The sequence below is a fragment of the Rhizobium sp. KNZ2-6A genome (assembly GCF_056755475.1).
In genome coordinates, this window is the sequence record NZ_JBNDIC010000035.1 from 43,286 (window position 1) to 66,348 (window position 23,063).

24 protein-coding genes are annotated in these 23,063 nt (G+C 59.6%); 14 read left to right on the top strand and 10 right to left on the bottom strand.

All coding sequences use genetic code 11. The features are described 5' to 3' along the window. The first annotated feature begins 217 nt into the window (after window positions 1–217). From ACPYOP_RS22270 to bmt, 3 genes are all read left to right on the top strand, one after another. A complete protein-coding gene (locus ACPYOP_RS22270) occupies window positions 218–1,129 on the top strand; it encodes an ABC transporter permease (protein ID WP_481412464.1) in 912 nt (303 codons plus the stop codon). Continuing rightward, a complete protein-coding gene (locus tag ACPYOP_RS22275) occupies window positions 1,122–2,174 on the top strand; it encodes a quaternary amine ABC transporter ATP-binding protein (RefSeq protein WP_481412465.1) in 1,053 nt (350 codons plus the stop codon). Before ACPYOP_RS22270 ends, ACPYOP_RS22275 begins: the two co-directional genes overlap by 8 nt. 158 nt (window positions 2,175–2,332) lie before the next feature. After that, window positions 2,333–3,346 (top strand): betaine--homocysteine S-methyltransferase, encoded by a 1,014-nt coding sequence (bmt, locus tag ACPYOP_RS22280; protein WP_481412466.1) that lies wholly within the window; start codon window positions 2,333–2,335, stop codon window positions 3,344–3,346. 122 nt (window positions 3,347–3,468) lie between these two features. Here the strand turns inward: bmt and glf are convergent, their stop codons facing one another. From glf to ACPYOP_RS22310, 6 genes are all read right to left on the bottom strand, one after another. Further along, window positions 3,469–4,644 (bottom strand): UDP-galactopyranose mutase, encoded by a 1,176-nt coding sequence (gene glf, locus ACPYOP_RS22285; RefSeq protein WP_481412467.1) that lies wholly within the window; start codon window positions 4,642–4,644, stop codon window positions 3,469–3,471. Window positions 4,645–4,680: 36 nt separating this feature from the next. After that, the gene (locus ACPYOP_RS22290) at window positions 4,681–5,655 is read right to left on the bottom strand and encodes a hypothetical protein (RefSeq protein ID WP_481412468.1); all 975 of its coding nucleotides are present in this window, start codon (window positions 5,653–5,655) and stop codon (window positions 4,681–4,683) included. 80 nt (window positions 5,656–5,735) lie between these two features. Continuing rightward, window positions 5,736–6,668 carry a CgeB family protein gene (locus ACPYOP_RS22295; RefSeq protein ID WP_481412469.1) on the bottom strand — a complete coding sequence of 311 codons (933 nt, stop codon included), beginning with the start codon at window positions 6,666–6,668 and terminating at the stop codon, window positions 5,736–5,738. A 131-nt stretch (window positions 6,669–6,799) separates the two neighbouring features. Beyond that, window positions 6,800–7,546 carry a phosphodiester glycosidase family protein gene (locus tag ACPYOP_RS22300; protein WP_481412470.1) on the bottom strand — a complete coding sequence of 249 codons (747 nt, stop codon included), beginning with the start codon at window positions 7,544–7,546 and terminating at the stop codon, window positions 6,800–6,802. A gap of 66 nt (window positions 7,547–7,612) precedes the next feature. Next, complete coding sequence (locus tag ACPYOP_RS22305) at window positions 7,613–8,305, bottom strand: ferredoxin (RefSeq protein ID WP_481412471.1); 693 nt, start codon at window positions 8,303–8,305, stop codon at window positions 7,613–7,615. Window positions 8,306–8,406: 101 nt separating this feature from the next. Further along, complete coding sequence (locus ACPYOP_RS22310) at window positions 8,407–9,987, bottom strand: trimethylamine methyltransferase family protein (RefSeq protein WP_481412472.1); 1,581 nt, start codon at window positions 9,985–9,987, stop codon at window positions 8,407–8,409. 261 nt (window positions 9,988–10,248) lie between these two features. On the opposite strand from ACPYOP_RS22310, the gene ACPYOP_RS22315 reads away from it, so the two are divergent. After that, entirely contained in the window at window positions 10,249–10,950 is a 702-nt protein-coding gene (locus ACPYOP_RS22315; RefSeq protein ID WP_481412473.1) for a corrinoid protein, read from the top strand. A 64-nt stretch (window positions 10,951–11,014) separates the two neighbouring features. Here the strand turns inward: ACPYOP_RS22315 and ACPYOP_RS22320 are convergent, their stop codons facing one another. Beyond that, a complete protein-coding gene (locus tag ACPYOP_RS22320; protein WP_015340221.1) occupies window positions 11,015–11,176 on the bottom strand; it encodes an entericidin domain-containing protein in 162 nt (53 codons plus the stop codon). Window positions 11,177–11,191: 15 nt separating this feature from the next. Here ACPYOP_RS22320 and ACPYOP_RS22325 point away from each other — a divergent pair, with 15 nt between their 5' ends. The 7 genes from ACPYOP_RS22325 (at window position 11,192) to ACPYOP_RS22355 (ending at window position 17,512) form a co-directional block, all read left to right on the top strand. Continuing rightward, window positions 11,192–11,830, top strand: coding sequence for a DUF1638 domain-containing protein (locus ACPYOP_RS22325; RefSeq protein WP_481412474.1), 639 nt, complete (start codon window positions 11,192–11,194; stop codon window positions 11,828–11,830). A gap of 234 nt (window positions 11,831–12,064) precedes the next feature. After that, window positions 12,065–12,367, top strand: coding sequence for a virulence factor (locus ACPYOP_RS22330; RefSeq protein ID WP_481412475.1), 303 nt, complete (start codon window positions 12,065–12,067; stop codon window positions 12,365–12,367). Continuing rightward, entirely contained in the window at window positions 12,360–12,938 is a 579-nt protein-coding gene (locus ACPYOP_RS22335) for a methylenetetrahydrofolate reductase C-terminal domain-containing protein (protein WP_149636427.1), read from the top strand. The genes ACPYOP_RS22330 and ACPYOP_RS22335 overlap by 8 nt, the downstream gene beginning before the upstream one ends. Window positions 12,939–12,941: 3 nt before the next feature. Then, window positions 12,942–14,048, top strand: coding sequence for a methylenetetrahydrofolate reductase (locus ACPYOP_RS22340; RefSeq protein WP_481412476.1), 1,107 nt, complete (start codon window positions 12,942–12,944; stop codon window positions 14,046–14,048). A gap of 103 nt (window positions 14,049–14,151) precedes the next feature. After that, on the top strand, window positions 14,152–15,117 hold the full coding sequence (locus ACPYOP_RS22345; RefSeq protein WP_481412477.1) for a methyltetrahydrofolate cobalamin methyltransferase: 966 nt from the start codon (window positions 14,152–14,154) through the stop codon (window positions 15,115–15,117). Between the two features lies 1 nt (window position 15,118). Next, window positions 15,119–15,457, top strand: a complete 339-nt coding sequence (locus ACPYOP_RS22350; RefSeq protein ID WP_481412478.1) for a hypothetical protein — start codon at window positions 15,119–15,121, stop codon at window positions 15,455–15,457. Between the two features lie 54 nt (window positions 15,458–15,511). Continuing rightward, a complete protein-coding gene (locus tag ACPYOP_RS22355) occupies window positions 15,512–17,512 on the top strand; it encodes an ASKHA domain-containing protein (protein WP_481412487.1) in 2,001 nt (666 codons plus the stop codon). 17 nt (window positions 17,513–17,529) lie between these two features. Here the strand turns inward: ACPYOP_RS22355 and ACPYOP_RS22360 are convergent, their stop codons facing one another. Beyond that, window positions 17,530–18,429: a LysR family transcriptional regulator gene (locus tag ACPYOP_RS22360; RefSeq protein WP_481412479.1), complete on the bottom strand. Its 900-nt coding sequence runs from the start codon at window positions 18,427–18,429 to the stop codon at window positions 17,530–17,532. Between the two features lie 122 nt (window positions 18,430–18,551). Between ACPYOP_RS22360 and ACPYOP_RS22365 the strand changes: the two genes are divergently transcribed. From ACPYOP_RS22365 to ACPYOP_RS22375, 3 genes are all read left to right on the top strand, one after another. Beyond that, the gene (locus tag ACPYOP_RS22365) at window positions 18,552–18,797 is read left to right on the top strand and encodes a hypothetical protein (RefSeq protein ID WP_481412480.1); all 246 of its coding nucleotides are present in this window, start codon (window positions 18,552–18,554) and stop codon (window positions 18,795–18,797) included. Between the two features lie 74 nt (window positions 18,798–18,871). Then, window positions 18,872–19,075, top strand: a complete 204-nt coding sequence (locus tag ACPYOP_RS22370; RefSeq protein WP_481412481.1) for a DUF1127 domain-containing protein — start codon at window positions 18,872–18,874, stop codon at window positions 19,073–19,075. Between the two features lie 304 nt (window positions 19,076–19,379). Next, entirely contained in the window at window positions 19,380–20,399 is a 1,020-nt protein-coding gene (locus ACPYOP_RS22375) for a GlxA family transcriptional regulator (RefSeq protein WP_409526807.1), read from the top strand. Between the two features lie 33 nt (window positions 20,400–20,432). Here ACPYOP_RS22375 and ACPYOP_RS22380 read toward each other — a convergent pair whose 3' ends face one another. Both ACPYOP_RS22380 and ACPYOP_RS22385 read right to left on the bottom strand, forming a co-directional pair. After that, window positions 20,433–21,764 (bottom strand): diguanylate cyclase, encoded by a 1,332-nt coding sequence (locus tag ACPYOP_RS22380; protein ID WP_481412482.1) that lies wholly within the window; start codon window positions 21,762–21,764, stop codon window positions 20,433–20,435. A gap of 273 nt (window positions 21,765–22,037) precedes the next feature. Continuing rightward, window positions 22,038–22,883 carry a response regulator gene (locus tag ACPYOP_RS22385; RefSeq protein ID WP_481412483.1) on the bottom strand — a complete coding sequence of 282 codons (846 nt, stop codon included), beginning with the start codon at window positions 22,881–22,883 and terminating at the stop codon, window positions 22,038–22,040. Between the last annotated feature and the right edge of the window lie 180 nt (window positions 22,884–23,063).

Here is a 23,063-nt window from a genome sequence, read left to right on the forward strand (position 1 = left end):
CCCACCGCCGATTTCTCATTCGCCGGAATCGACAATAACCGCGCTCATCGCTGACGGGATGACGCGCCGCAAGGTCGCAACGAGTGCAGATCAGCGAAGGCGGATGTAGTAAGAATTGAAAGGCAGCCTGAAGAACCGGTCGCAGCGCTGCAATACCATCCGCGCGTGAAAGCCACACGCCGGACCAGGACAGAACCGGACCAAGAAGGGGAAATACATGGCTATCCAGTGTACGATCCTGCCGAATGTGCTCTGCAACTTTCCGGCAATAGATGAATCGCTCATACGTCTGGCGCGCAAGAATATCGATGACGGGTTTCGCGCATCCGTGCGCGCCTACGGCAATCTTATCGATGCCGTCGTGCAGCCTCTGCAATGGTTTCTGAATTACCTGGAATGGGCTTTCACCAATACGCCCTGGTTCGTCGTGCTCGTCGTCATGATGCTCGTCGTCTATGCCGCCAGCCGCAATCTGAAGATTGTCGCCGGAACGGCGATCTCTATGGTCCTCATAGGCGTCTTCGGCCTTTGGACCGACACGATGATCACGCTTGCCATGGTGACGGTCTGTACGCTCATCGCCATCATCATCGGCCTGCCGATCGGCATTTTGATGGCACGCTCCGACCGGCTGCAGTCGATCATCAACCCGACCCTCGACGTGATGCAGACGATGCCGAGCTTCGTCTATCTCATCCCGGTCGTCGTCATCTTCGGCATCGGTAAGGTTCCGGGTCTTATCGCCGTCGTCATCTATGCCGTCCCGCCGATGATCCGCCTGACCAATCTCGGCATCCGCCTTGTGGACAAGGAAGTTCTGGAAGCCGCCGACGCCTTCGGCTCGTCGCACCGCCAGAAGCTGTTCAACGTGCAGATCCCGCTCGCGCTGCCCACCATCATGGCCGGCATCAACCAGACCATCATGATGTCTCTCGCCATGGTCGTCGTCGCCTCCATGGTCGGCGTCGGCGGGCTTGGCAAGAACACGCTGCAGGCAATCAACAACCAGTTCTTCACCGTCGGCTTCCTCAACGGCTTCGCCCTGGTTGCCATCGCCATTATTTTCGACCGGACGAGCCAGGCCTATGGCAGACGGCTCCAGAAGCACTCGGAGGTCATTCATGGTTAGTCACGCGATCCAGATAAAAAGCCTCTACAAGATCTTCGGCCCTCGCGGGCGCGACTATGTGGACCAGGTCAAGAACGGCCTGGGCAAGGCCGAGCTCAACGAGACGCATGGTCACGTGCTCGGTCTGCAGGATATCAGCATCGACATGCCGGCCGGCGCCATCACCGTCGTCATGGGCCTCTCCGGCTCGGGCAAGTCGACGTTGATCCGCCATATCAACCGGTTGATCGAGCCGACCGCCGGCGAAGTACTCTATGACGGCGTCGACGTCTGCAAGATGAACGAAAACGCCCTGCGCGAATTCCGCCGCCACAAGACGGCGATGGTGTTCCAGAAATTCGCTCTGCTGCCGCACCGCACGGTGATCGAGAACACGATCTACGGCCTGGATATCCAGGGCGTGCCGCGTTCCGAAAGCGAGAAGAAGGGCCAATATTGGATCGAGCGTGTCGGTCTCAGGGGCTTCGAGAGGCACTATCCGAACCAGCTTTCCGGCGGCATGCAGCAGCGTGTCGGGCTTGCCCGGGCGCTGACCAACGATGCCGATATCCTGCTGATGGACGAAGCCTATTCGGCGCTCGATCCGTTGATCCGTGTGGATATGCAGACCGTCCTGCTCGACCTGCAGAAGGAGCTGAAGAAGACCGTCGTCTTCATCACCCACGATCTCGACGAGGCGTTGCGCCTCGGCGACAAGATCGCGATCCTGCGCGACGGCAAGGTCGTGCAGCAGGGAACCGGCCAGCAGATCGTGCTGCAGCCGGCGGACGACTACATCACCGCTTTCGTCAAGGAGGTGAACCGCGGTCGCGTCATCCAGACCCAGACGATCATGAAGCCGCTTGCGGGCGAGCCCGTCACCGCACGCGTGCCGGGCGACATGACGCTGGAGCTCGCCGCCAAGCAGATAACCGAAGCAGGCCAGACCGGAGCGCTCGTCACCGACGCCGGCGGAAAACCTATCGGCATCATAGACCTACAAAGCATCATCGCCGCCATGGTCACGCCCACGACCCATGAGACGGCCGAGATGGCTGCGGCCTAAACGCAGAGCACGGCAACGAGAGCGCCCTTTCCAGGGCGCTTTTTTCTTGTCCGGTCGCCACATCGAGACAAGCAGGCGATCTGGTTATTGTGTTCACATAAAGAAATGTTTATATCTGCATTTGACATCCAGGTATTCGACGCATCCGAGGACAAACCATGACCGTCGCCATCAATCCCTTGACCAATCTTCTTGCTGAAAAGGGCGTGCTGCTTGCCGATGGCGCGACGGGCACCAATCTTTTCGCCATGGGCCTCGAGGCCGGCGAAGCGCCCGAACTCTGGAACGAACAGCATCCGGAGCGGATCACGAAACTACATCAGGATTTCGTCGATGCCGGCGCCGACATCATCCTGACCAACACCTTCGGCGGCACCCGTCATCGGCTGAAGCTGCACCATGCCCAGGATCGCGTGCACAGCCTCAACAAGACGGCCGCCGAAATTGCCCGTTCCGTTGCTGACAAGGCCGACCGCAAGGTCATCGTCGCCGGTTCGGTCGGCCCGACGGGAGAATTGCTGATGCCGCTCGGCGCGTTGACCTATGAGGACGCCGTCGCAGCTTTCGTCGAGCAGATCGAAGGCCTGCAGGCCGGAGGCGCCGATGTCGCCTGGATCGAAACCATGTCGTCGCCCGAGGAAATCCGCGCCGCAGCCGAGGCTGCCGCCAAGGTCGGCCTGCCCTACACCTATACCGGCTCGTTCGACACGGCCGGCAAGACCATGATGGGCCTGCATCCGAAGGACATTCACGCTGTCGCGACAGATATCGGCGAAGGCCCGCTGGCCGTCGGCGCGAATTGCGGCGTCGGCGCCTCGGATATCCTGTCGAGCCTTCTCGACATGACCGAAGCGGATTCCGCCGCGATCGTTATCGTCAAGGGCAATTGCGGCATCCCGGAATATCGCGGCGCCGAAATCCATTATTCAGGCACGCCGCCGCTGATGGCCGATTATGCGCGCCTGGCCCGCGATGCCGGCGCCAAGATCATCGGCGGCTGCTGCGGCACCTCTTGCGGCCATCTCGCCGCCATGCGGCAGGCGCTGGACAGCTACGTCCCCGGCCCTCGCCCGACATTGGAAACGATCATCGAAAAGATCGGCCCCCTGCGCAACAAGACTGCCAGCGAAAGCGGCGCGGCGCCGGCTCGCGAACGCCGCAGGCGCTCTTGAGCAATCTGAGGAAAGCCCGGCAACGGGCCTTCCTTCCTCTGCAATCCGACATTTTCGCCATGAAACTTACTCGGCTCGCCCAACTGATGCGTGCCTAATATCCATGCGTACCTGGCGATCGCCTATTTTTCACCGCCGATAGCGCGCCCCTCGGTGAAATGCGGAACGATCCGGCTATCAAAGGCCTTCAAGGCTGCGCCGATAGCCTGATGCATATCGAGGTATCGGTAGGTGCCAAGCCGCCCGCCGAAATGGACATTCATCTCCGTCTCGGCCCGTTCGCGATACCGCAGGAAGACGTCCTTGTCCTGCCGCGTGTCGATTGGATAATAGGGCTCGTCCACGCGCTTCGCCGATCGTGAATATTCCCGCACAACGACCGTCTTTTCGGTCTGGTAGCTTCGCTCGGGATTGAAATGACGAAACTCGAGGATACGCGTGTAGGGGATTGCTTCATCGGCATAATTCATGACCGCCATCCCCTGGAAGTCGCCGGTATTCAGGGTCTCTTTCTCGAAGTCGATGGTGCGCCAGCCCAGCTCGCCCTCGGAATAATCGAAATAACGGTCGATGGGGCCGGTATAGACGATCGGGAGACCGGTCGGCAGCGTTGATTTCAGCGAGAAGAAATCGACGCCCAGGGCAATCTGGATCTTCGGATGCTTCAGCATCCTTTCGAAGATCGCCGTGTAGCCGTCAACAGGCAGACCTTCATATCTGTCGTTGAAGTAGCGGTTGTCGAACGTATAGCGCACCGGCAGGCGCGTAATAATATGTTCGGGCAGGTCGCGCGGGTCCGTCTGCCACTGCTTCGCGGTGTAGCCGCGGATGAAAGCCTCATACAATGGCCGGCCGATCAGCGAAATCGCCTTCTCTTCCAGGTTAGCCGGATGGCGCCCGGCCATTTCCGCGGCCTGATCGGCAATCAGCGCTCTTGCCTGATCGGGAGAAAGGCGCCGGTTGAAGAATTGCGAGATCGTGCCAAGGTTGATCGGCATCGAATAGACCTGATCGCGATAGGTCGAATAGACACGATGCTTGTAGTCGGTGAATGCGGTGAACCGGTTCAGATAATTCCAGACCAGTTCGTTCGGCGTGTGAAAGAGATGCGCGCCGTAGCGATGAACCTCGATGCCGGTCTCGCCGTCGAACTCGCTATAGGCATTGCCGCCAATATGGTTCCGGCGGTCGATCAGAAGCACGTTCTTCTGCAGCTCGTTGGCCACCCGCTCCGCGATCGTGGCGCCATAGAAGCCCGCACCGACGATCAACAAGTCTACATCGGCGAAATTGATCATGATCGCGAGGCCAATCCTCTTGCCGCCGACCTTCGATCAGACCTGCCCGAATACACTGAAGACCTCCAATTCGAACTTTGTTTCTTCGATGGCAATAGAGCGCCGATACACGCCGAAATCCTCGAACCTCTCCGAGAAATTCTGGATCACGTCATCGATCGCCCTTGAAATCTCGTGCATTCGCTGGGGATGATTGCCGAACTTGTATTTGGCAGGGATGGGCAAATCCTCGAAATTGTTGGCCGAGCCGTTCCGGCCGGTGATTACGCAGCATCCGAGCAGCGCGGCTTCGCGCGGCATACGGTCCTTGCCGGCATGCGGGCCGAAGTCGACATAGACCTTGGCTTGCGCCATGTTTTGATGGACTTCCGCCGGCGACATGTTGCTCAGGATCTTGAATTCATATTGCGGAGACATGGTCGCCAGTTGGCGCCCGAAAGCCTCGGCCTTGTTGTTGAACAGAACCAGATCGCGCCGTTGCTGAATCGGCTGCGGTGCCACGTTGTTTGCCAGCGTGGTGAAATCCGAGATGCGTAAGACGTCACTGAAGCCCAAAATGCTGAGCTGTGCTGTGGCATAGGAGGATTGCGACAGCATCTTGCAGTTGTTGTCCAAAAGGAACGGCACCCCGCCCAACGGCATCAGATGCCGCATGCCGTAATCGAAACTCAGCCACCAATAGGCCTTCGCCGCCCTCTTGAAGAGTGGAATCAGGTGCGGCCATATCTCAGGAAACACAACGATCGCGTTTTCGTTGTCGATGATGTAGTCCGAGCTTTCGGTCGCATAGGCCCGATATTGCGGATGGACGGCATTCTCGTATTCCCGAAACACCATCGTGGTTTCCCCCGCAGGGGACGGCATCAGGGAGTGATCGGAGCCATTGGTATAGACCATTCTGGCGCTGCGCCCGATTTTGGTCAGCCGCGCACAAAGCTGGTGAAGGGCTTCCGGGCCGCCCGTCATATGATTGGGTGGGCAGAGGATATAGATCGTTTCATTTCCAGTCATAGTCGCAATCCGCCTTCACATGTCGTTTGCCGATCCAGCCGCCGCCGGCACCCGGTTCGCTACCAAAATGCTTTGAAAAACTAGCCGCCTCTCGCCATCAAGGCGGAAAGGATGGCCGCTTGCTGGCGCTCGCCCATAAGGCCGAAGCCACGGCTTGCGATTGCCGACCGCCTCTCGTCGTCGCGCACGAGTTCGATGCAGGTTTCGACAAGCCGATCGTAATCGCAAAACGCCATGCCTTCGGCAAAAGCGGCCACTTCCGGGTCATGGATATTGCCTTCGCTGACCACGCAGGCGCCATTGGCAAGCAGGAAGGAAACGCGGCAAATCTCGAAGATCGCGGCGTCGAAATGATGCATGTTGAGGACGATTTTCGAACGCCCTATGAAGGCATCGCGCTCGGCGCCGTATGTACCGAATAGGTGAACCAGGTTCAGCCCGCTTGCTTGCAACGCCACCAGCACATTCTTGCGACGCTCGTTGACCGAGCCATAAAAGAGAACGTCGATATCCTTCACCGGCGCTTGGGGCACACGCGTCAGATGCCTGTTGTATCCCACATCAAGAATTTCGGCGGGAACGCCCAGCTTGGCTAGTCCCCGGCGATTGCGCTCGCTATAATCGAGCACGGCAAATTTCTTGAGCAGGCCGAGATACCGACGATTGATCCAACTGCTTTCAGCCGAGATCTGCTCCATGTTCACGATGATGCTTTCCGGTGGCAGCCATTGCGCCGCGATCGACGGCAGCAAATTTGCGCCGTAGACGATCGGCACCCGTCCGTTCCAGTCTCGCGGATCGGTGACCAGAGGCGCGCTGCCGCCAAGTTCGGCAAAGGCATAGTGAAGACCGAGGGCAACATCCTCGAAAGCACGGCTGTGAATATAGCCCTCCGGGCTGACGATCCAAATGCAGTGCCGATCCTTGTGATGCTCCCAACCGAAAGGAAAAGCTGGCAGGGCAAGTTCCGCGCCATGCGATGCGACAGTCTGTTTCTCCGCTTGCGCGTGCATGTTGATCCTTCTCAAAGACTCGCTGGAACCCCTCGCTTGAAAACTGCGCGATGGGGCTTGCTCAAACCTTGCGAGGCCGAGAGCCGGTAGAGAGCTTCGGGACGGCGATTCTGCCTGTATATGGAAGCTGCCTAGCCCGGCAGCATTTGCGTCACCGCAATGATCGGGCCGAGCGGAAACAGGCTGTCGCGCCTTTGCCATTCCGGAATGTCGAGGCTGGAAATGCTGCCGTCGAGAAACAGTGCGTTCGGACATTTCAGATCGTCGCGGAACAACGTCGCAAAATCGTGGAAGCGCACCGGACCATCGGAAATCGCGAACACGACGAGCCCATCGACAGTGACCCCGACACCGTTTCGGATCTTGAGACTGGTGCTGTCGGCCAGAAACGACGGATGAAGCCTGCCGTCGATGACCAGCATCGGGCCGGACTGGGTCGCGTAGAATGGCTTGGTGCCGGAAGCGGCAAAGGCCTTGCTTTCCATGATGCCGGCTTTGCCAAAACCGACATAGAAGATCCCGTTCGGCAATAGATGAAAATTGCCCCAGCCCTTGTTGGTGTTGATCGCCTTTACCTCTCGTCCGTTCTCGATGAAAAGACCGACGGGAGATTGGTCATCGAGATACATGCCGCCGTTCATGGCGAAGCGCACGTAAATGCGATCCTGTCGCAGATCCATCTCAAGCGCCCGGAACGAGCCGTAAGGCTTGCTGCCGCGGTCATTCTGGAAAATCTGGATATCGTAGCGGGCGGGATCGAAGGTGCAGACCGTGTAGCCATCGCCGAGATGCCGGACCTTACGGCAGGCTTCGCCGGCGGATGCCGTGGCAGCACAGGCAAGAACAGCAAGGATAACAATCAATCGAATCAAGCGCATGGCTCCGCATGAATAGCACAGAGTTCAGAACACATCGCAATGCGGCGAAACAAGTAACGCGCAGGATTAAAGCTGGAGCGCCGCCATATGGAAGGCAAGCTGCTCGGCGGGATAGCGATAGTCGGCGCCGACCGGACAGGCATTGCGGGCAAGACAGCCGCCGGTCATGCAGCCGGCCTGCCCCTTCGGCCTATGCAAATGGGAGCGACAGGTCTGAACATCGAAACCCACCGCTGTCACGGCTTCGGCGGGACAGGCGGTAAGACAGGGTTTCTCCACGCATAGATCGCATGGATGCGGTGAACATGCTGGCGTCTCGGCCTCCTTCACATCATCGGCGAAGCCCAAGGCACCGCGATATCCATGCCATAGGCCGTATTCCGCATGGATCAATATGCCGAGCGGCGATGCCTGCAATCCCTCGGCCTGCATGGCCCATCGCTGGAACGGCTGCCAGGGCGGATCCGAAGGGAAATAGGCCGTTGCCCCTAATGTGTTTGCGATCGGCCGGATGATCTCTTTCGACCAATCCTCGAGAGGATCCGTGCGTGTCCTGTTGTCGGGCATATCTCGCCAAGCCGAAAATGCCGGCCAGATCGAGCCGCCGATATTGCCCAACAGGACGATGCTGCGCGCAGGCGCGCCATCCGTCAGCAACGGCCCCTCGCCGCCGCTGAAGGACAGGCTGCCGCGAACGAAAACTCCGTGGACGTCGAGCGCCGCACGGAGCTGTTCGAAGATGGCAGGGCCACGGCTCATCGTGGCCCCTTGTATTGATAGTGCGGCCGCCAGACTTCCTTCTGGATCAGGTCGGCAACGCGCGTCGCACCGCCTTGCTCCCTGGCGGCCTCGGGCTCTCTTCAGGTGAAAGCGTCCGGCATGGAGTCCTTGCGCGTCTGGATATAAGCGAGCAAGGCTTCGTCGATTGCCGGATCGAGCGGCGGCGCTTCATAGTGATCGAGCCAGGAGCGGCAAAGCGCATTGGCACGTTCCTCGACGCGCTTCTGGCCTTCGATTTCCCACTGCTCGAAGGAGTTGTTGTCGGCCAGCGCCGAGCGATAGAAGGCGGACTGGAAGTTGGCCTGTGTGTGGCCGCAGCCGAGATAATGGCTTCCCGGTCCGACTTCGCGGATGGCATCGAGCGCCTGACCATTCTCCGAAAGATCCACGCCCTCGGCCATCTTCTGCATCATGCCGAGCTGGTCCTGGTCGATCATGAACTTCTCGTAGGAGGAGACGAGACCGCCCTCCAGCCAGCCGGCCGCATGCAGCACGAAATTCGTGCCTGCCAGCAGCGTCATGTTCAAGGTGTTGGCGGATTCATGCGCAGCCTGCGCATCCGGCACCTTCGAAGCGCAGAGCGAACCGCCGGTACGGAACGGCAGACCGAGACGGCGGGCAAGCTGTGCCGCGCCATAGGAGACGAGCGACGGCTCCGGCGTGCCGAAGGTCGGTGCACCTGACTGCATCGAAATGGATGCGGCGAAGGTTCCGAAAAGAACCGGCGAACCCTTGCGGATGAGCTGCGTGAAGGAAGCGCCGGCCAGCACTTCGGCGAGGATCTGAGTCAGCGTGCCCGCCACCGTCACCGGGCTCATCGCGCCCGAGAGAATGAAGGGCGAAACGACAGAGGCCTGATTGTGCCGCGCATAGACCTTCAAGGCGCCGAGCATGGTCTCGTCGAACACCATCGGCGAGTTGGCATTGATGAGGTTCAGCGTCACGCAATTATTCTCGACAAAATCGTCGCCGAAGACGATCTTCGCCATCGCGATGGTGTCTTCGGCACGCTCCGGCGCCGTGACCGAGCCCATGAACGGCTTGTCGGAATATTTGATATGGCTGTAGATCATATCGAGATGACGTTTGTTGACCGGGACATCGACCGGCTCGCAAACCGTGCCGCCGGACGAATGTATCGATGGCGCCATATAGGCAAGCTTCACGAAATTGCGGAAATCCTCGATCGTCGCATAACGGCGGTTGCCCTCAAGATCGCGCACGAAGGGCGGACCGTAGACCGGCGCGAAGATCGTCGCCTTGCCGCCCACGTGGGCGTTGCGGGCGCTGTTGCGCGCATGCCAGGTGAATTCCTTCGGCGCCGTCTTCAGAAGCTCGCGGCAAAGCCCTTTCGGGAAATGCACGCGTTGGCCGCGCACGTCGGCGCCGGCTTCCTTCCAGAGCGCCAAAGCCTCCGCATCGTCACGAAACTCAATGCCGATTTCCTCAAGAATCTTGTCCGCATTGCGCTCGATGAGCTGAAGCCCCTCTTCATCGAGCACCTCGTAGACGCCGATCTTCCGGACGATATTGGGAAGCGAAGGGGCCGGTCCGCCGCCGCTGCGCGAGGCGCGCCTTGCCGCGGCACCCCTGCCTTCGCCACGCGAACGCCGCCCGCCGCCTTCGCCGCCTGCAGCCGATTGTTCAGTCATATCGTCCATGATGTTTCCTCACTCCTGCGCATGAATGCGTCTGTCATAACTCTATGCTACCCGATTCCGCCAAGCGGACGTTCCTTAATGCGCCAGCAATTAGCATAGGACAGACATCGATGCGGCAATATCGACTGTTCTCCATTCGTCGCGATTGATCCGCGCGACGTCGCATTCGAAAAGAGTTTTGGCAGACTTCGGGTCTATCGGTAATAACGACACTGTTTTATACAAGCCTCTGATGCATTGCACGAAAATGGGATGGAGCGCATGTCTGACGACGAAATCATTCTCGCTGAACTTTCTGATGAAGAACTCGTGCAGCAGATGCATGATGACCTGTATGATGGCTTGAAGGAAGAGATCGAGGAAGCGACACAGATCCTTCTCGACCGCGGCTGGACGCCTTACGACGTCCTGACGCAGGCGCTTGTCGAAGGCATGCGCATCGTCGGCATTGACTTCCGCGATGGCATTCTCTTCGTTCCGGAGGTTCTGCTGTCCGCCAACGCCATGAAGGCCGGCATGTCGATCCTGCGTCCGCTGCTGGCGCAGACCGGCGCACCCAAGCTCGGCAAGATGGTGATCGGTACGGTCAAGGGCGACATCCACGACATCGGCAAGAACCTCGTCGGCATGATGATGGAAGGCGCTGGTTTCGATGTCATCGACCTCGGCATCAACAACCCCGTCGAAAACTATCTTGACGCCATCGAGCGCGAACAGCCTGACATTCTCGGCATGTCGGCGCTGCTGACGACCACCATGCCCTACATGAAGGTCGTTATCGACACGCTGAAGGAAAAGGGCCTGCGCGACGACTATGTCGTGCTGGTCGGCGGTGCGCCGCTGAACGAGGAATTCGGCAAGGCCGTTGGTGCCGACGCCTATTGCCGCGACGCCGCCGTGGCGGTCGAAACCGCCAAGGAATTCATGAAGCGCAAGCATAACAGCCTGGCTGCCGGCGCCTGACCGCTTTATTTCTCCAAGCCGGCGACGAAAAGGTTGTCGCCGGCCCATGGGCATCCCAAATGAGTTACTGAGCAGCCTTCTTGACGGTATGACCGGCATCTTCCGTCGCATTGACGGCGTTTGCCGTATCCCTGCCCATGCCACGAATGGTGTTGGAGCACGAAGCAAGCACCATAAGCACGGCGAAGGCAGCGGCAATTTTGCTTGTTGTCGATACGGTCATCATCAGGAGCCCCTTTGAATGGATGTTGATCGGCAAGATTCGGAGAAAAACCCTCCGCCCGATAAACGCGCAGCAACTCAAAAAGTTCATGTGATCGCGTGCGGCGCAATCGCGCGCGAAATACTGGCGATCGTCAGAATAAACGGGCTCGACCACATCGACCTGCACTGTCTTCCCGCAATCTACCATTCCTATCCGCAGAAGATCGCACCGGCGCTGGAACAGGCGATCGTGGATGCTCGCTCGCGCGGGTTCGACAAGATCTTCATCGGCTATGCCGATTGCGGCACCGGGGGGGATATCGACAGGATTTGCGAGCGCGAAGGAATAGAGCGCCTGTCCGGCCCGCACTGTTACTCCTTCTTTACGGGCAATGAGGCTTTCGCGGCGCGCGACGATGATATCACGTCGTTTTTCCTGACCGACTTCCTAGCTCGTCAGTTCGAATCCTTCGTCATCGTCCCACTGGGCTTGGATCGTCATCCTGAGCTGCGCGACATGTATTTCGGCAACTACCGCAAGGTGGTCTACCTCTCACAGGAGGAAGATCCCGTGCTGCAGGCGAAGGCGAAGGAAGCGGCTGCCTATCTCGGCCTGGACTATGAATATCGCTTCACCGGTTATGGTGACCTCGCCCGAGAATTGTCGGTCGTCTGATTGCGACGCTCTGTCGTTTCCTGTTGGCTGCTTCTTTGCCGTCACCGACATGCTGGACGAGTGAGGCACATTCAATCACAGTTCGAACCCGGTAATTTCAAAGGAAAATGCCCGTTGGGGACGCTCGCGGACAAGCTTTCCATGCGGCGTCGCTTTTCGGCATGTGCCGCGTCGTGGCGAGCGCAGTCCGATGGTCATCCGGCGTGCATTCTTATGTGAAGAGGAGATTTGTGCATGGCAGATCGCATTGTCGTCTACTGGCGGGACATTCCAGCCCAGGTGATTATCAAGAAGGGCAGGCAGACGGCAAAACGTGAGCTTTCGCTGCGCTTTACCGAAGCAATCGACATGTGCGCCATGCGCACCGGCGCCGCCGAAACCGACGACTATCTCGCCGAATGGCGCAAGGCGGATCCCACGCCGGTATCCGATGATCTCGAAGCCGAGGCGGATAAGGCGGCGAGCGAGCTCGAAGCTGCCTATGATCGCGAACGGCTGGTGGCGCTGGTGAAGGCCGGAGGCCGAGACAATGGCTGATGCCGTTCAGAAGCCCGGCAATGCCGCAGCGGGAGCAAAGGCTGCGAGCGGCGCCTATACGCCATCGGGCGTCTCTCCCAACCGCCGCGCCCGGCGCAAATATACCGTCCGCTTATGGGCCGTCCGTCACTCGCGCTTCTTCGAATGGTTCTATCGTCGCTTCGCCGACGCCTTCCTCCTGCTTCACCCGCTGTGGAAAGCATTCGGCTATGACCGCGTGGAGCGCCCGATCACCTTCATCGAACGCAATGTGAAGGGCTTCCTGTTCGATTGCCGCATGTGCGGCCAGTGCGCTCTGTCGTCGACGGGCATGTCCTGTCCGATGAACTGTCCCAAGCAACTGCGCAATGGCCCCTGCGGCGGCGTCCGCGCCAACGGCAATTGCGAGGTCGAGCCCGACATGCCCTGCGTCTGGGTGCAGGCCTGGAACGGCTCGAGGAACATGACCCACGGGGACGCGATCCTCAACGTGCAGAAGCCCGTGAACCAGTCGCTGCGCGAAACGTCTTCGTGGCTTCGCGTCACGGCGGAGGCCGCCGCAGCCCGCGAAGCGGCGAAAAAGGAAGCCTGAGCGATGTCGCATATCGATGAAAACCCGCTTGGCGTCCATCTGCCGCTCGATCCCCTGCCCGGCCATTCCTCGCTGGGGCGGCTGGAGCGTGTGCTTCGCCGCGGCGAATTCGCCGTGACGGCCGAACTCAACCCGCCTGACAGCGCCAATGCCGAAGACGTCTATGAACGCGCCGCCATCTTCGAGGGCTGGGTCGATGGCATCAACGCCGTCGATGCCTCCGGCGCCAATTGCCATATGTCTTCGGTCGGGATCTGCGCGCTTCTGACGCGCATGGGCTATGCCCCCATCATGCAGATCGCCTGCCGCGACAAGAACCGCATCGCCATTCAGGGCGACGTGCTGGGCGCGGCTGCCATGGGCGTGTGCAACATCATGTGCCTGACCGGTGACGGCGTGCAGGCGGGCGATCAGCCGGGCGCCAAGCCGGTCTTCGATCTCGACTGCATGTCGCTGCTGGAAACCGTGCGCATCATGCGCGACAACGCAAAATTCCTTTCCGGCCGCAAGCTGACCTCACCGCCGAAGGTCTTTCTCGGCGCCGCCATCAATCCCTTCGCACCGCCTTACGACTTCCGCCCCTATCGGCTGGCGAAGAAGATCGAGGCCGGAGCACAGTTCGTCCAGAGCCAGTATTGCTACGACGTGCCGATGTTCCGGGAGTATATGAAGAAGGTGCGCGATCTCGGTCTGACCGAAAAATGCTTCATCCTCGTCGGCGTCGGTCCCCTTGCATCGGCAAAGACCGCCCGCTGGATGCGCTCCAACGTACCGGGTGTCCACATTCCCGATGAAGTCATCAAGCGCATCGAAGGCGCTCAGGATCAGAAGAAGGAAGGCAAGCAGCTCTGCATCGACATCATCAACGAGGTGAAGGAGATCGAGGGCGTTTCCGGCATTCACGTCATGGCCTACCGCCAGGAGGAATATGTCGCCGAAATGGTGCATGATTCCGGCGTGCTGAAGGGCCGCCAGCCCTGGAAGCGCGAGGCAAGCCGCACCGACGCCCTGGTTGCCGAGCGGCTGCACCAGATCAGCGAAGGCAGGGAAGAAAACCAGCAGGCGATGGCGGAAATTGCAGCCCACCATACGCCGCCGCAGACGCATTGAGTTCGATACGATAGAGGCAGGCCAGGAGAGGACCCGGCCGGCTTGTAACCCAAATCACCGCGCGATAGATCTGCTATCGGGCCAACTGACCAGAGGATCAGATATGACGCGTACCATCGTTGCCTCCGCCACCCGCGAGATCATCATAGGCTTCGACCAGCCCTTCTGCGTGATCGGCGAGCGCATCAACCCGACGGGGCGCAAGAAGCTCGCCGCCGAGATGATCGAAGGCAATTTCGAGACCGTCATCAAGGATGCACTGGAACAGGTCGCCGCCGGCGCGACCATGCTCGACGTCAATGCGGGCGTAACCTCGGTCAACCCGAACGAGACGGAACCGGGCCTGCTGGTGCAGACTCTTGAGATCGTGCAGGGCCTTGTCGATGTACCGCTCTCGATCGACAGTTCGGTCACTGCAGCCATCGAGGCGGCGCTTAAAGTCGCTAAGGGCCGGCCGCTGGTCAATTCGGTCACGGGTGAGGAGGAAAAGCTCGAAGCCATCCTGCCGCTGGTCAAGAAATACGACGTGCCCGTCGTCGCCATCTCGAACGACGAAACAGGCATTTCCATGGATCCGGACGTTCGCTTCGCCGTCGCCAAGAAGATCGTCGAGCGGGCCATGGATCACGGCATCAAGCCGCATGACATCGTCGTCGATCCGCTCGTCATGCCGATCGGGGCGCTCGGCGATGCCGGCCGCCAGGTCTTCGCGCTGCTGCACCGCCTGCGCAACGAACTCAAGGTCAACACCACCTGCGGCCTCTCCAATATCTCCTTCGGCCTGCCGCACCGCCATGGCATCAATGCCGGTTTCATTCCCATGGTCATCGGCGCGGGCATGACCTCGGCCATCATGAACCCCTGCCGGCCGCAGGAAATGGAGGCCGTGCGCGCCGCCAATGTGCTGAACGGCACGGATGCCAATTGCACCAACTGGATCATGACCTATCGTGACTACAAGCCCGCGGAAGGCGGCGCTGCAGCCGTCTCCACAGCGGCTCCCGCCGCCGGCGGCGGACGACGCGGCGGCCGTGCGGCACGCACCGGCGCCGGCGCGGCGAGGGAATAGCATGGCGTCCGGTCGCGGCTTTTCCAACGATCTTGCCACCCTGTGGCTGCAATCCCCCGTCGTGATGGCGATACGGCTGCAGCAGATGTGGATGGATGCTTTGGCCGGCAGCGTGAATGCGGCCGAGATCAATCGGATGGTCTCTGAAAAGATGATGGCGGCGGCCGAAAGCGCCGTTGCCGTCAACGCCGCGATGATGCAACAAGGCTTCGCGGTGCTGACGGCAACGAGCCCCATCACAAGCCAATCGCAGCGCCGCATCGCCGACGCGGTCGCTCACGCCGCGATAAAACCCTATAGCAGGCGCGTTCGCTCGAACGCGCTCCGCCTTACAAAATAGAAAGGCTGATCCGTGGCCGAAGCCGGTGACAGCGCGAACCCCCTCGTCCTTTTCATGCCCTCCGGCAAGCGCGGCCGGTTCCCCGCGGGAACCCCGGTGCTGGAGGCGGCGCGCCAGCTCGGCGTCTATGTCGAGAGCGTCTGTGGCGGTCGGGCCACCTGCGGACGCTGCCAGGTCTCGGTGCAGGAAGGCAACTTCGCCAAGCATAAGATTGTCTCGGCCAACGACCACCTTTCGCCGATCGGGCCGAAGGAGCGGCGCTATGCCGAGGTGCGCGACCTGCCGGAAGGCCGCCGTCTCTCCTGCTCCGCGCTGATCCAGGGCGATCTCGTCATCGATGTGCCACAGGATACCGTCATCAATGCGCAGGTGGTGCGAAAGGCGGCCGACGAGCGCGTCATCGCCCGCGATCCGGCCGTGCACATGTGCTACGTCGAGGTCGAGGAGCCCGACATGCACAAGCCGCTTGGCGATCTGGATCGCCTGAAAGCGGCAATCGCGACGGACTGGAAATACGACAATCTCGAAGTGGATTTCGACCTCATTCCGCAGGTGCAGTCGATCCTGCGCAAAGGCGAATGGAAGGTAACGGCCGCCATTCATCGCGATCAGGAGAGCGAGCGCCCTCGCCTGATCGCACTCTATCCCGGCTTGAAGAACGAGGCCTATGGCATCGCCTGCGATATCGGCTCGACGACGATCGCCATGCATCTGTCGTCGCTGCTGTCAGGCAGAACCGTTGCATCGGCCGGCGCCTCGAACCCGCAGATCCGCTTCGGCGAGGATCTGATGAGCCGTGTCTCCTATGTCATGATGAATCCCGACGGCCGCGGGGCCATGACCAACGCGGTCCGCGAAGCCTTGAACGGCTTGATCGACAAGGTCTGCGCCGATGGCGGCGTATCGCGCCAGGATATTCTGAATGCCGTCTTCGTCGGCAACCCGATCATGCACCATCTTTTCCTCGGCATCGACCCGACCGAGCTTGGCGGCGCGCCCTTCGCGCTTGCCGTATCGGGGGCGGTGCATCTGAAGTCGGCCGAGATCGGCCTGCCGATGAATGCCGGCACGCGTATCTACATGCTGCCCTGCATCGCCGGCCATGTCGGTGCCGATGCCGCAGCCGCGACGCTGGCCGAAGGTCCGCATCGCCAGGATGAGATGATGCTGCTGGTCGATATCGGTACGAATGCCGAGATCGTGCTTGGCAATCGTCATCGCGTCGTCGCCGCCTCCTCGCCAACCGGCCCAGCTTTCGAGGGTGCTGAGATTTCCAGCGGCCAGCGGGCAGCGCCGGGAGCGATCGAACGCGTGCGCATCGATCCCCTCACGCTGGAGCCGCGCTATCGCGTCATCGGTATCGAACCGTGGTCAGATGAGCCGGGCTTCGAGGAAGCTGCCGCCAAGATCGGCGTGACAGGCATCTGCGGCTCCGCGATCATCGAGGTCGTCGCCGAAATGTTCCTGACCGGCATCATCTCCGAGGACGGCGTGGTCGATGGCGCGATGGCGGCGCGCTCGCCGCGCATCCTGCAGAACGGCCGCACCTACTCCTACCTGCTGCGCGATGGCGAACCACGCATCACGGTGACGCAGAACGATATCCGCGCCATCCAGCTTGCCAAGGCCGCGCTTTATGCCGGCGTCAAGCTGCTGATGGACAAGCAGGGCATCGATCATGTCGACCGGATCGGCCTTGCCGGCGCTTTCGGCACCTTCATCGACCCCAAATATGCGATGGTACTCGGGCTCATTCCCGACTGCGCGCTGGACAATGTGAAAGCTGTCGGCAACGCCGCCGGCACCGGCGCGCGCATGGCGCTGCTCAATCGCGGCCATCGCCGCGAGATCGAGGAAACCGTCAGGAAAATCGAGAAGATAGAGACGGCGCTTGAATCAAAGTTTCAGGAGCATTTCGTTTACGCCATGGCCCTGCCGAACAAGGTCGATGCCTTTCCGGAATTGTCCAAGGTCGTGACCCTGCCAGAGCGCAGGCAGACCTCCGATGATGGCGGAGAAGGCGGCGGCCGCAGGCGTCGCCGCAGCCGCGAGTAAAAGGCGATTGGTCGCGTTCACGCGGCCATCTTGCGCCCGATCTCGACGAAGGCCTGGCGGATGCTATCGGCCACCGCCTTCATCGGCCCCGTCATTTGCGATGCCGTCAGCAGACGAATGTCGAAGGGCGTCAGTTCCGGCAGCCCCTCGTTCGGTCCGAGAATTTCCATATCTTCGGTGATGTAGGAGCGCGGGAACGGCGCGATCGCAAGGTCGGAGACGATAGCGGCGCGCTGCGCCATCGTGTGAGCGCTAAGATAGGAGACGCGATAGGCGCGCTTCTGTCGCTCCAGCTGCGCCATGGCTTCGGACCGCCAGATGCAGCCCTCTTCCCATATGGAAATCGGTAGCGGATCGCGGCGGTAGGCGGTGCCGCACTTGGCGCCGGCCCAGACGAGACGTTCGGTATAGATGACCTCCCCTTCCGTCGGGAAAGGCCGCGTCGCACAGTTGATCAGCGCCAGATCCAGCCGCTGTTCCTCGATGCGCTTCTTGAGCTGGATGCTCATGTCGACGACGACGTCCACCATGATGCCCGGATAACTCTCGGAAAAGCTCTTCAGGATGGTCGGCAGCAGCCGCTCGCCGATATCGTCGGGAGCGCCAAGCCGCACGACGCCGCTGAGCTCGGGCATGATGAAGCGCGAGACGGCCTCGTTGGAGAGCGCCAGGATGTTGCGGGCGTAGGAAAGCAGCATCTCGCCGTGCTGTGTCAGGCTGACCGAGCGCGCGTCGCGCAGGAACAGCGTCACGCCGAGCTGCTCTTCCAGCTTCTTGATCTGCATCGAAACGGCAGACGGCGTACGAAAGACGGCATCGGCGGCCGTGGAGAAATTCCCCGTTTCAGCAATCGCGACGAAGGTGCGCAGAACTTCATTGTCAAGCAACGGTATGGGCCGGCGGAACGGTACGGTCATATCGAATACCTTTCAATTTTTCTGATCCTAAGCACCATATCATTTCATTTGCCTGAATGTCAACGAAGCACCATATTAGACGTAATGGAAATTCATACAGACAGCCGTAAAGGAGTAAAATCATGGCTGACACGGCATTGAGCGAAGCTTCTCGCCTCTTCACGCTCTTACGCGTCCGAAAAATTCAGCGGACGGCGCAACATACGCTTGATGAGATCGCAACCCGCTTTCCGGCTCATCTGATCGACGATGTCAATGCGCGCGGCCTGCCGCCGGACCGAACGCTGTCGATCCTTGAGCGCAAGCCCGGCAAGGCACGTTCGTTCAAAAATGTTGATGGCAATCATAAGATCTATTCGCTTGATTGATCGGTTTGCCAGATCCATATTTGCATTCGATAGGCATGACATTTTGAGTGGTTGACACTGAAAGGAACCCGGAAATGACAACCATCACCTATAGACAGCCCGGCAGGATGCGGAACCCGCTTCCATCAGGCAGCTATGTGCCCTTCATCTCTCACATCGCCCATCGCTGGCAGCAATGGCGTTCGCTTCGCGAGCTTGAGTCCCTGTCCGATGACCTGCGCAAGGACCTCGGCTGGCCGGCCGCAGACGAAACGAAGAATCCGAAAGCCATGCGATGATTGCAAGAGATCGAAAGCATTGAGGGCGACGCTCAACCCCAACGAGTGTCGCCTTTTGAACATTTAATCATCTGAATGCGTATTCCCGAATAATTCCTCGAATTACCTTCCTATATATTCCTTTGCTTCAGGCAGATTGCCTGCCTTCCCATTCAATCCTCTCCCTAGAGCGACATTTTTCCCAACAGGCGCAAATATCCCTTTGCAGCCGCGATTATCCATGCCAGTGTCGCTAATAGACCATCGGGCCGACGTATTTGACGCAAGGAATACGCAATGGTCCTGGAGCATGGATTTTCACGATATGAGCAAGACTCCGATTAAGACGCGTTCCCTGGTTTTCTTCCTCGTCCCGCATTTCACCATGCTGCCGTTTTCCGCCGCGATCGAGACGCTGCGGATTGCCAACCGCATGCTGGGCTACCCCGCCTATACGTGGCGGCTCGCCTCCGCGGACGGCCAGAAAGTCTATTCCTCCAGCGGCATCGGATTGGAGGTCAATTCCTCCCTGACGGACGAGCGCCGCTATCTCGGCGGCGAGAATCGTCCGAATATGGTGTTGGTCTGTTCCGGCATCTATGTCGAGGAGTTCCACAACAAGTCGGTCAACGCCTGGCTGCGCGAGACCTATAATCGCGGCGTCGCCGTGGGCAGCCTCTGTACGGGCGCACATGTGCTTGCCCAGGCCGGATTGCTGAACGGCAAGCGCTGTGCGATCCACTGGGAGAACCTGCCCGGCTTTTCGGAAACCTTCCCGCAGGCGGAAGTCTATGCCGATCTCTACGAGGTCGACAGCAACATCTATACCTGCGCCGGTGGCACTGCTTCGCTCGACATGATGCTGAACCTCATCGGCCAGGACTTTGGCGAAAACCTCGTCAACCGCGTCTGCGAGCAGCAGCTGACCGACCGCGTCCGCAGCCCGCATGACCGCCAGCGCCTGCCACTGCGCGCGCGCTTGGGCGTCCAGAATGCCAAGGTGCTGTCGATCATCGAATTGATGGAAAGCAATCTCGCCGAGCCGTTGTCGCTCCTGGAAATCGCCGACGATGCCGGCCTGTCGCGCCGCCAGATCGAGCGCCTGTTCCGGCAGGAAATGGGCCGCTCGCCGGCCCGCTATTACCTTGAAATCCGTCTCGACCGCGCCCGGCACCTGCTTGTGCAATCCTCCATGCCGGTCGTGGAAGTCGCTGTTGCCTGCGGTTTCGTCTCAGCCTCGCACTTTTCCAAGTGTTATCGCGAACTCTACAACCGCTCGCCGCAGCAGGAGCGCGCCGAGCGCAAGCTGACCATGTCGACGAACCGTACGGGAATCGTCGTCTAAAAGGCTTGAGCAATCACGACTATGGGGCGCGGCCTATTGGGCCGCCTCCTGGGCCATCGTGAAGTCCGAATAGACCTGATTGCGACCATTGTGTTTCGCCATATAGAGAAACTGGTCGGCGGCATTGAGATAGTTGTCGAAGGCTTCGTATCCGGCGATCTCCGCAACCCCGATGGAAACGGTCACCGACAATTCCTCGTCATCGGCATGAACCTTCAGATCCGCAAGGCTTAGGCGAACCTCGTCGCAAAGCGCGGTCGCCGCGCGTGAATTCATTTCGGTAAAGAGAATGGCGAACTCCTCGCCGCCGAGGCGGGAGAGCAGGTTGTCGCTGCCCTCAAAAAGCGCACCGAGCCGGCCGGCGACAGCCTTCAGAACCTGATCGCCGATCTCGTGACCATAGGTATCGTTCAGATTCTTGAAATGATCGATATCGAGAATGGCGACCGAGCTCGGACGCTGGCGGCGCAGGCACTCGTTTACGAGACGCGGACCGTGGTCGTAGAAATAACGCCTGTTATATAGACCCGTTAGATAGTCGCTCGCCGCCGCCGCGCGCAATTGCTTCAGCTGCGCCAATGTCTCGACGTTCAAGGCGATGCGGCATTGCAGTTCCTCGGGAACAAAGGGGCGATAGATGAAGTCGCTCGCGCCGGCCTTCAAGAAGGTCGCTGACAGCAATCGATCATTCGACGACGAAATGCCGATGATCCGCATCCGGTCCGAACCAAAACGATGGCGGATGCGACGTGTCAGTTCGTGCCCATTCATATCGGGCATGTTGTAGTCGGTGACGACCACTTCGATGTCGTCGAACTCCTCGAGCGCCGCTAGAGCTTCGATACCGGTACCGGCTTCGGTGACCTTGAATTGCTGGGCATACAGCAAATCCGTCAGCATCTTTCGGGCCGACGGCAGATCATCCACAACCAAAACGCGTGTCGATCGGTTGGCGATGGCGCGCCTGACGGACGAGACCAGATTGTCGAGCGCAAACTCGCCGTCCTTGAGCACGTAATCGACGACGCTGCGCTCCATGATGCGGTTGCGCGTCGCGATGTCGAAAGAGGCGGTAAAAACGATGGCGGGGATATTGTGGGCAACGGCAACATCCAAAGCCTCGCCATGGGGGGCGTCAGGCAGATTGAGGTCGATCACAGCCATGGTAAAGCCATGGCCCGCATTCGCCAGCGCTTCGTTCAGCATTTTCAGCGATGAGCAATGCGTGACCGCGAGGCCGAGTTCTGTCTCGAACCGGTGTGAAAGCACGGCGGAAAACATGCGGGAATCCTCCACCAGAAGTATCTTCTGGTGGTCGTTGCGATGGCCACCGCCATCGCCGAGGGATCCCACATGCAGTACCATTTCCCTTCAATTCCTCCCACGCCGTAGGCGCCTGAATCACAGTCAATCGCAGGGTCTGCCAAACTATTCTTCACCTTATCCTGAACAGGATTCGTGAAAAAACTGGAACCATAGATTGCGGAGATTTATACAAAAATGATTTTTCCTCACTTTTTAGAAGCGGACTTGCCCGCTTCCGCAATGCCTACAGCGCCGTGCGTCATATATGACGCGCAAAGGTCGCTGTAGTACTTTAAATCTGCTGCATAATTTTATCCTTAAATCGATTCCGATTTAAGGAATTATGCAGTGAGCGGTTTCCTCGACTTTACGCGCCGTCTGGATTTGCAAAAGCGTGTCGAGATTCTGATTCACGCGGCAGTAGAATTCCTCGTCGATGAATGGGCGCAGGATGAAGTCGTTGCCGCCGGCCTTGAGGAAACGGGCCGACAGCAGCCGGTTGTTGGACGACGAAACGCCGATGATGCGTAGCTCGTGCGAGCCGGTGGTGGCGCGAATGCGCCGCGTCAGTTCGAAGCCGTCCATGTCGGGCATGTTGTAGTCCGTGACCATAAGGCCGATATCCGGACTGGCCTTCAGGATTTGGAGCGCCTTGGCGCCGCTCTCGGCAACGCTGACACGGAAGTTATAGCGCTTCAGGCGGCTGGACAGCAGAGCGCGCGCCGTCGCACTGTCATCGACGATGAGCACGTGATGGCGGTGGTTGGTGAGAAAGCGGCAAATGGATTCCGCCAGCATGTCGACCGCGAACACATTGTCCTTGAGAATGTAATCGACGACATCCCTGGCGATCAGCTCGTCGCGCGTACCTTCCAGGAAGGTGCCGGTGAAGGCGATGGTGGGAATACTGAGATCGACCAGATAGGCCAGTGCCTCGCCTTTCTCGGCGCCCGGCAGGTTCATATTCGAGATCGCCAGCTTGATCGGCTCCGACGACTTGTCATAGGCAAGCTGCAATTCCTCGAAATTGCGGCAGATCTCGACATCGATATCCAGAAGCTCCTTGAGCCTGGCACGGATCATCGCGTTAAAAAGATTGGAATCCTCGACGAGAAGAATGCGCGAGCCGGCAAGAGACGCGCCGGAATACTGCATCCCCGAAACACCCAGAAATGGCATAATGAAAACCTGTTATTGAAAATGATCCCCTCTGTACTTTTTTAGAACAAAGCTTTTGCGGATTCATTAAACCGACTGGTTTCCCGGAGGTGAAGAAAGGCGGCATCCGCTGCGGCAGGCGCACGCGAATGTTCCGGCCCATGGGGCGTCGCCTGCCGTTGATGTCGGCTACAAGAAGTC

What these genes read in the sequence shown, in the direction of transcription:
- ACPYOP_RS22270 (WP_481412464.1), top strand. Translation starts at nt 218, where the DNA reads ATGGCTATCCAGTGTACGATCCTGCCGAATGTGCTCTGCAACTTTCCG.
- ACPYOP_RS22275 (WP_481412465.1), top strand. Translation starts at nt 1,122, where the DNA reads ATGGTTAGTCACGCGATCCAGATAAAAAGCCTCTACAAGATCTTCGGC.
- bmt (WP_481412466.1), top strand. Translation starts at nt 2,333, where the DNA reads ATGACCGTCGCCATCAATCCCTTGACCAATCTTCTTGCTGAAAAGGGC.
- glf (WP_481412467.1), bottom strand. Translation starts at nt 4,644, where the DNA reads ATGATCAATTTCGCCGATGTAGACTTGTTGATCGTCGGTGCGGGCTTC.
- ACPYOP_RS22290 (WP_481412468.1), bottom strand. Translation starts at nt 5,655, where the DNA reads ATGACTGGAAATGAAACGATCTATATCCTCTGCCCACCCAATCATATG.
- ACPYOP_RS22295 (WP_481412469.1), bottom strand. Translation starts at nt 6,668, where the DNA reads ATGCACGCGCAAGCGGAGAAACAGACTGTCGCATCGCATGGCGCGGAA.
- ACPYOP_RS22300 (WP_481412470.1), bottom strand. Translation starts at nt 7,546, where the DNA reads ATGCGCTTGATTCGATTGATTGTTATCCTTGCTGTTCTTGCCTGTGCT.
- ACPYOP_RS22305 (WP_481412471.1), bottom strand. Translation starts at nt 8,305, where the DNA reads ATGAGCCGTGGCCCTGCCATCTTCGAACAGCTCCGTGCGGCGCTCGAC.
- ACPYOP_RS22310 (WP_481412472.1), bottom strand. Translation starts at nt 9,987, where the DNA reads ATGGACGATATGACTGAACAATCGGCTGCAGGCGGCGAAGGCGGCGGG.
- ACPYOP_RS22315 (WP_481412473.1), top strand. Translation starts at nt 10,249, where the DNA reads ATGTCTGACGACGAAATCATTCTCGCTGAACTTTCTGATGAAGAACTC.
- ACPYOP_RS22320 (WP_015340221.1), bottom strand. Translation starts at nt 11,176, where the DNA reads ATGATGACCGTATCGACAACAAGCAAAATTGCCGCTGCCTTCGCCGTG.
- ACPYOP_RS22325 (WP_481412474.1), top strand. Translation starts at nt 11,192, where the DNA reads ATGGATGTTGATCGGCAAGATTCGGAGAAAAACCCTCCGCCCGATAAA.
- ACPYOP_RS22330 (WP_481412475.1), top strand. Translation starts at nt 12,065, where the DNA reads ATGGCAGATCGCATTGTCGTCTACTGGCGGGACATTCCAGCCCAGGTG.
- ACPYOP_RS22335 (WP_149636427.1), top strand. Translation starts at nt 12,360, where the DNA reads ATGGCTGATGCCGTTCAGAAGCCCGGCAATGCCGCAGCGGGAGCAAAG.
- ACPYOP_RS22340 (WP_481412476.1), top strand. Translation starts at nt 12,942, where the DNA reads ATGTCGCATATCGATGAAAACCCGCTTGGCGTCCATCTGCCGCTCGAT.
- ACPYOP_RS22345 (WP_481412477.1), top strand. Translation starts at nt 14,152, where the DNA reads ATGACGCGTACCATCGTTGCCTCCGCCACCCGCGAGATCATCATAGGC.
- ACPYOP_RS22350 (WP_481412478.1), top strand. Translation starts at nt 15,119, where the DNA reads ATGGCGTCCGGTCGCGGCTTTTCCAACGATCTTGCCACCCTGTGGCTG.
- ACPYOP_RS22355 (WP_481412487.1), top strand. Translation starts at nt 15,512, where the DNA reads ATGCCCTCCGGCAAGCGCGGCCGGTTCCCCGCGGGAACCCCGGTGCTG.
- ACPYOP_RS22360 (WP_481412479.1), bottom strand. Translation starts at nt 18,429, where the DNA reads ATGACCGTACCGTTCCGCCGGCCCATACCGTTGCTTGACAATGAAGTT.
- ACPYOP_RS22365 (WP_481412480.1), top strand. Translation starts at nt 18,552, where the DNA reads ATGGCTGACACGGCATTGAGCGAAGCTTCTCGCCTCTTCACGCTCTTA.
- ACPYOP_RS22370 (WP_481412481.1), top strand. Translation starts at nt 18,872, where the DNA reads ATGACAACCATCACCTATAGACAGCCCGGCAGGATGCGGAACCCGCTT.
- ACPYOP_RS22375 (WP_409526807.1), top strand. Translation starts at nt 19,380, where the DNA reads ATGAGCAAGACTCCGATTAAGACGCGTTCCCTGGTTTTCTTCCTCGTC.
- ACPYOP_RS22380 (WP_481412482.1), bottom strand. Translation starts at nt 21,764, where the DNA reads ATGGTACTGCATGTGGGATCCCTCGGCGATGGCGGTGGCCATCGCAAC.
- ACPYOP_RS22385 (WP_481412483.1), bottom strand. Translation starts at nt 22,883, where the DNA reads ATGCCATTTCTGGGTGTTTCGGGGATGCAGTATTCCGGCGCGTCTCTT.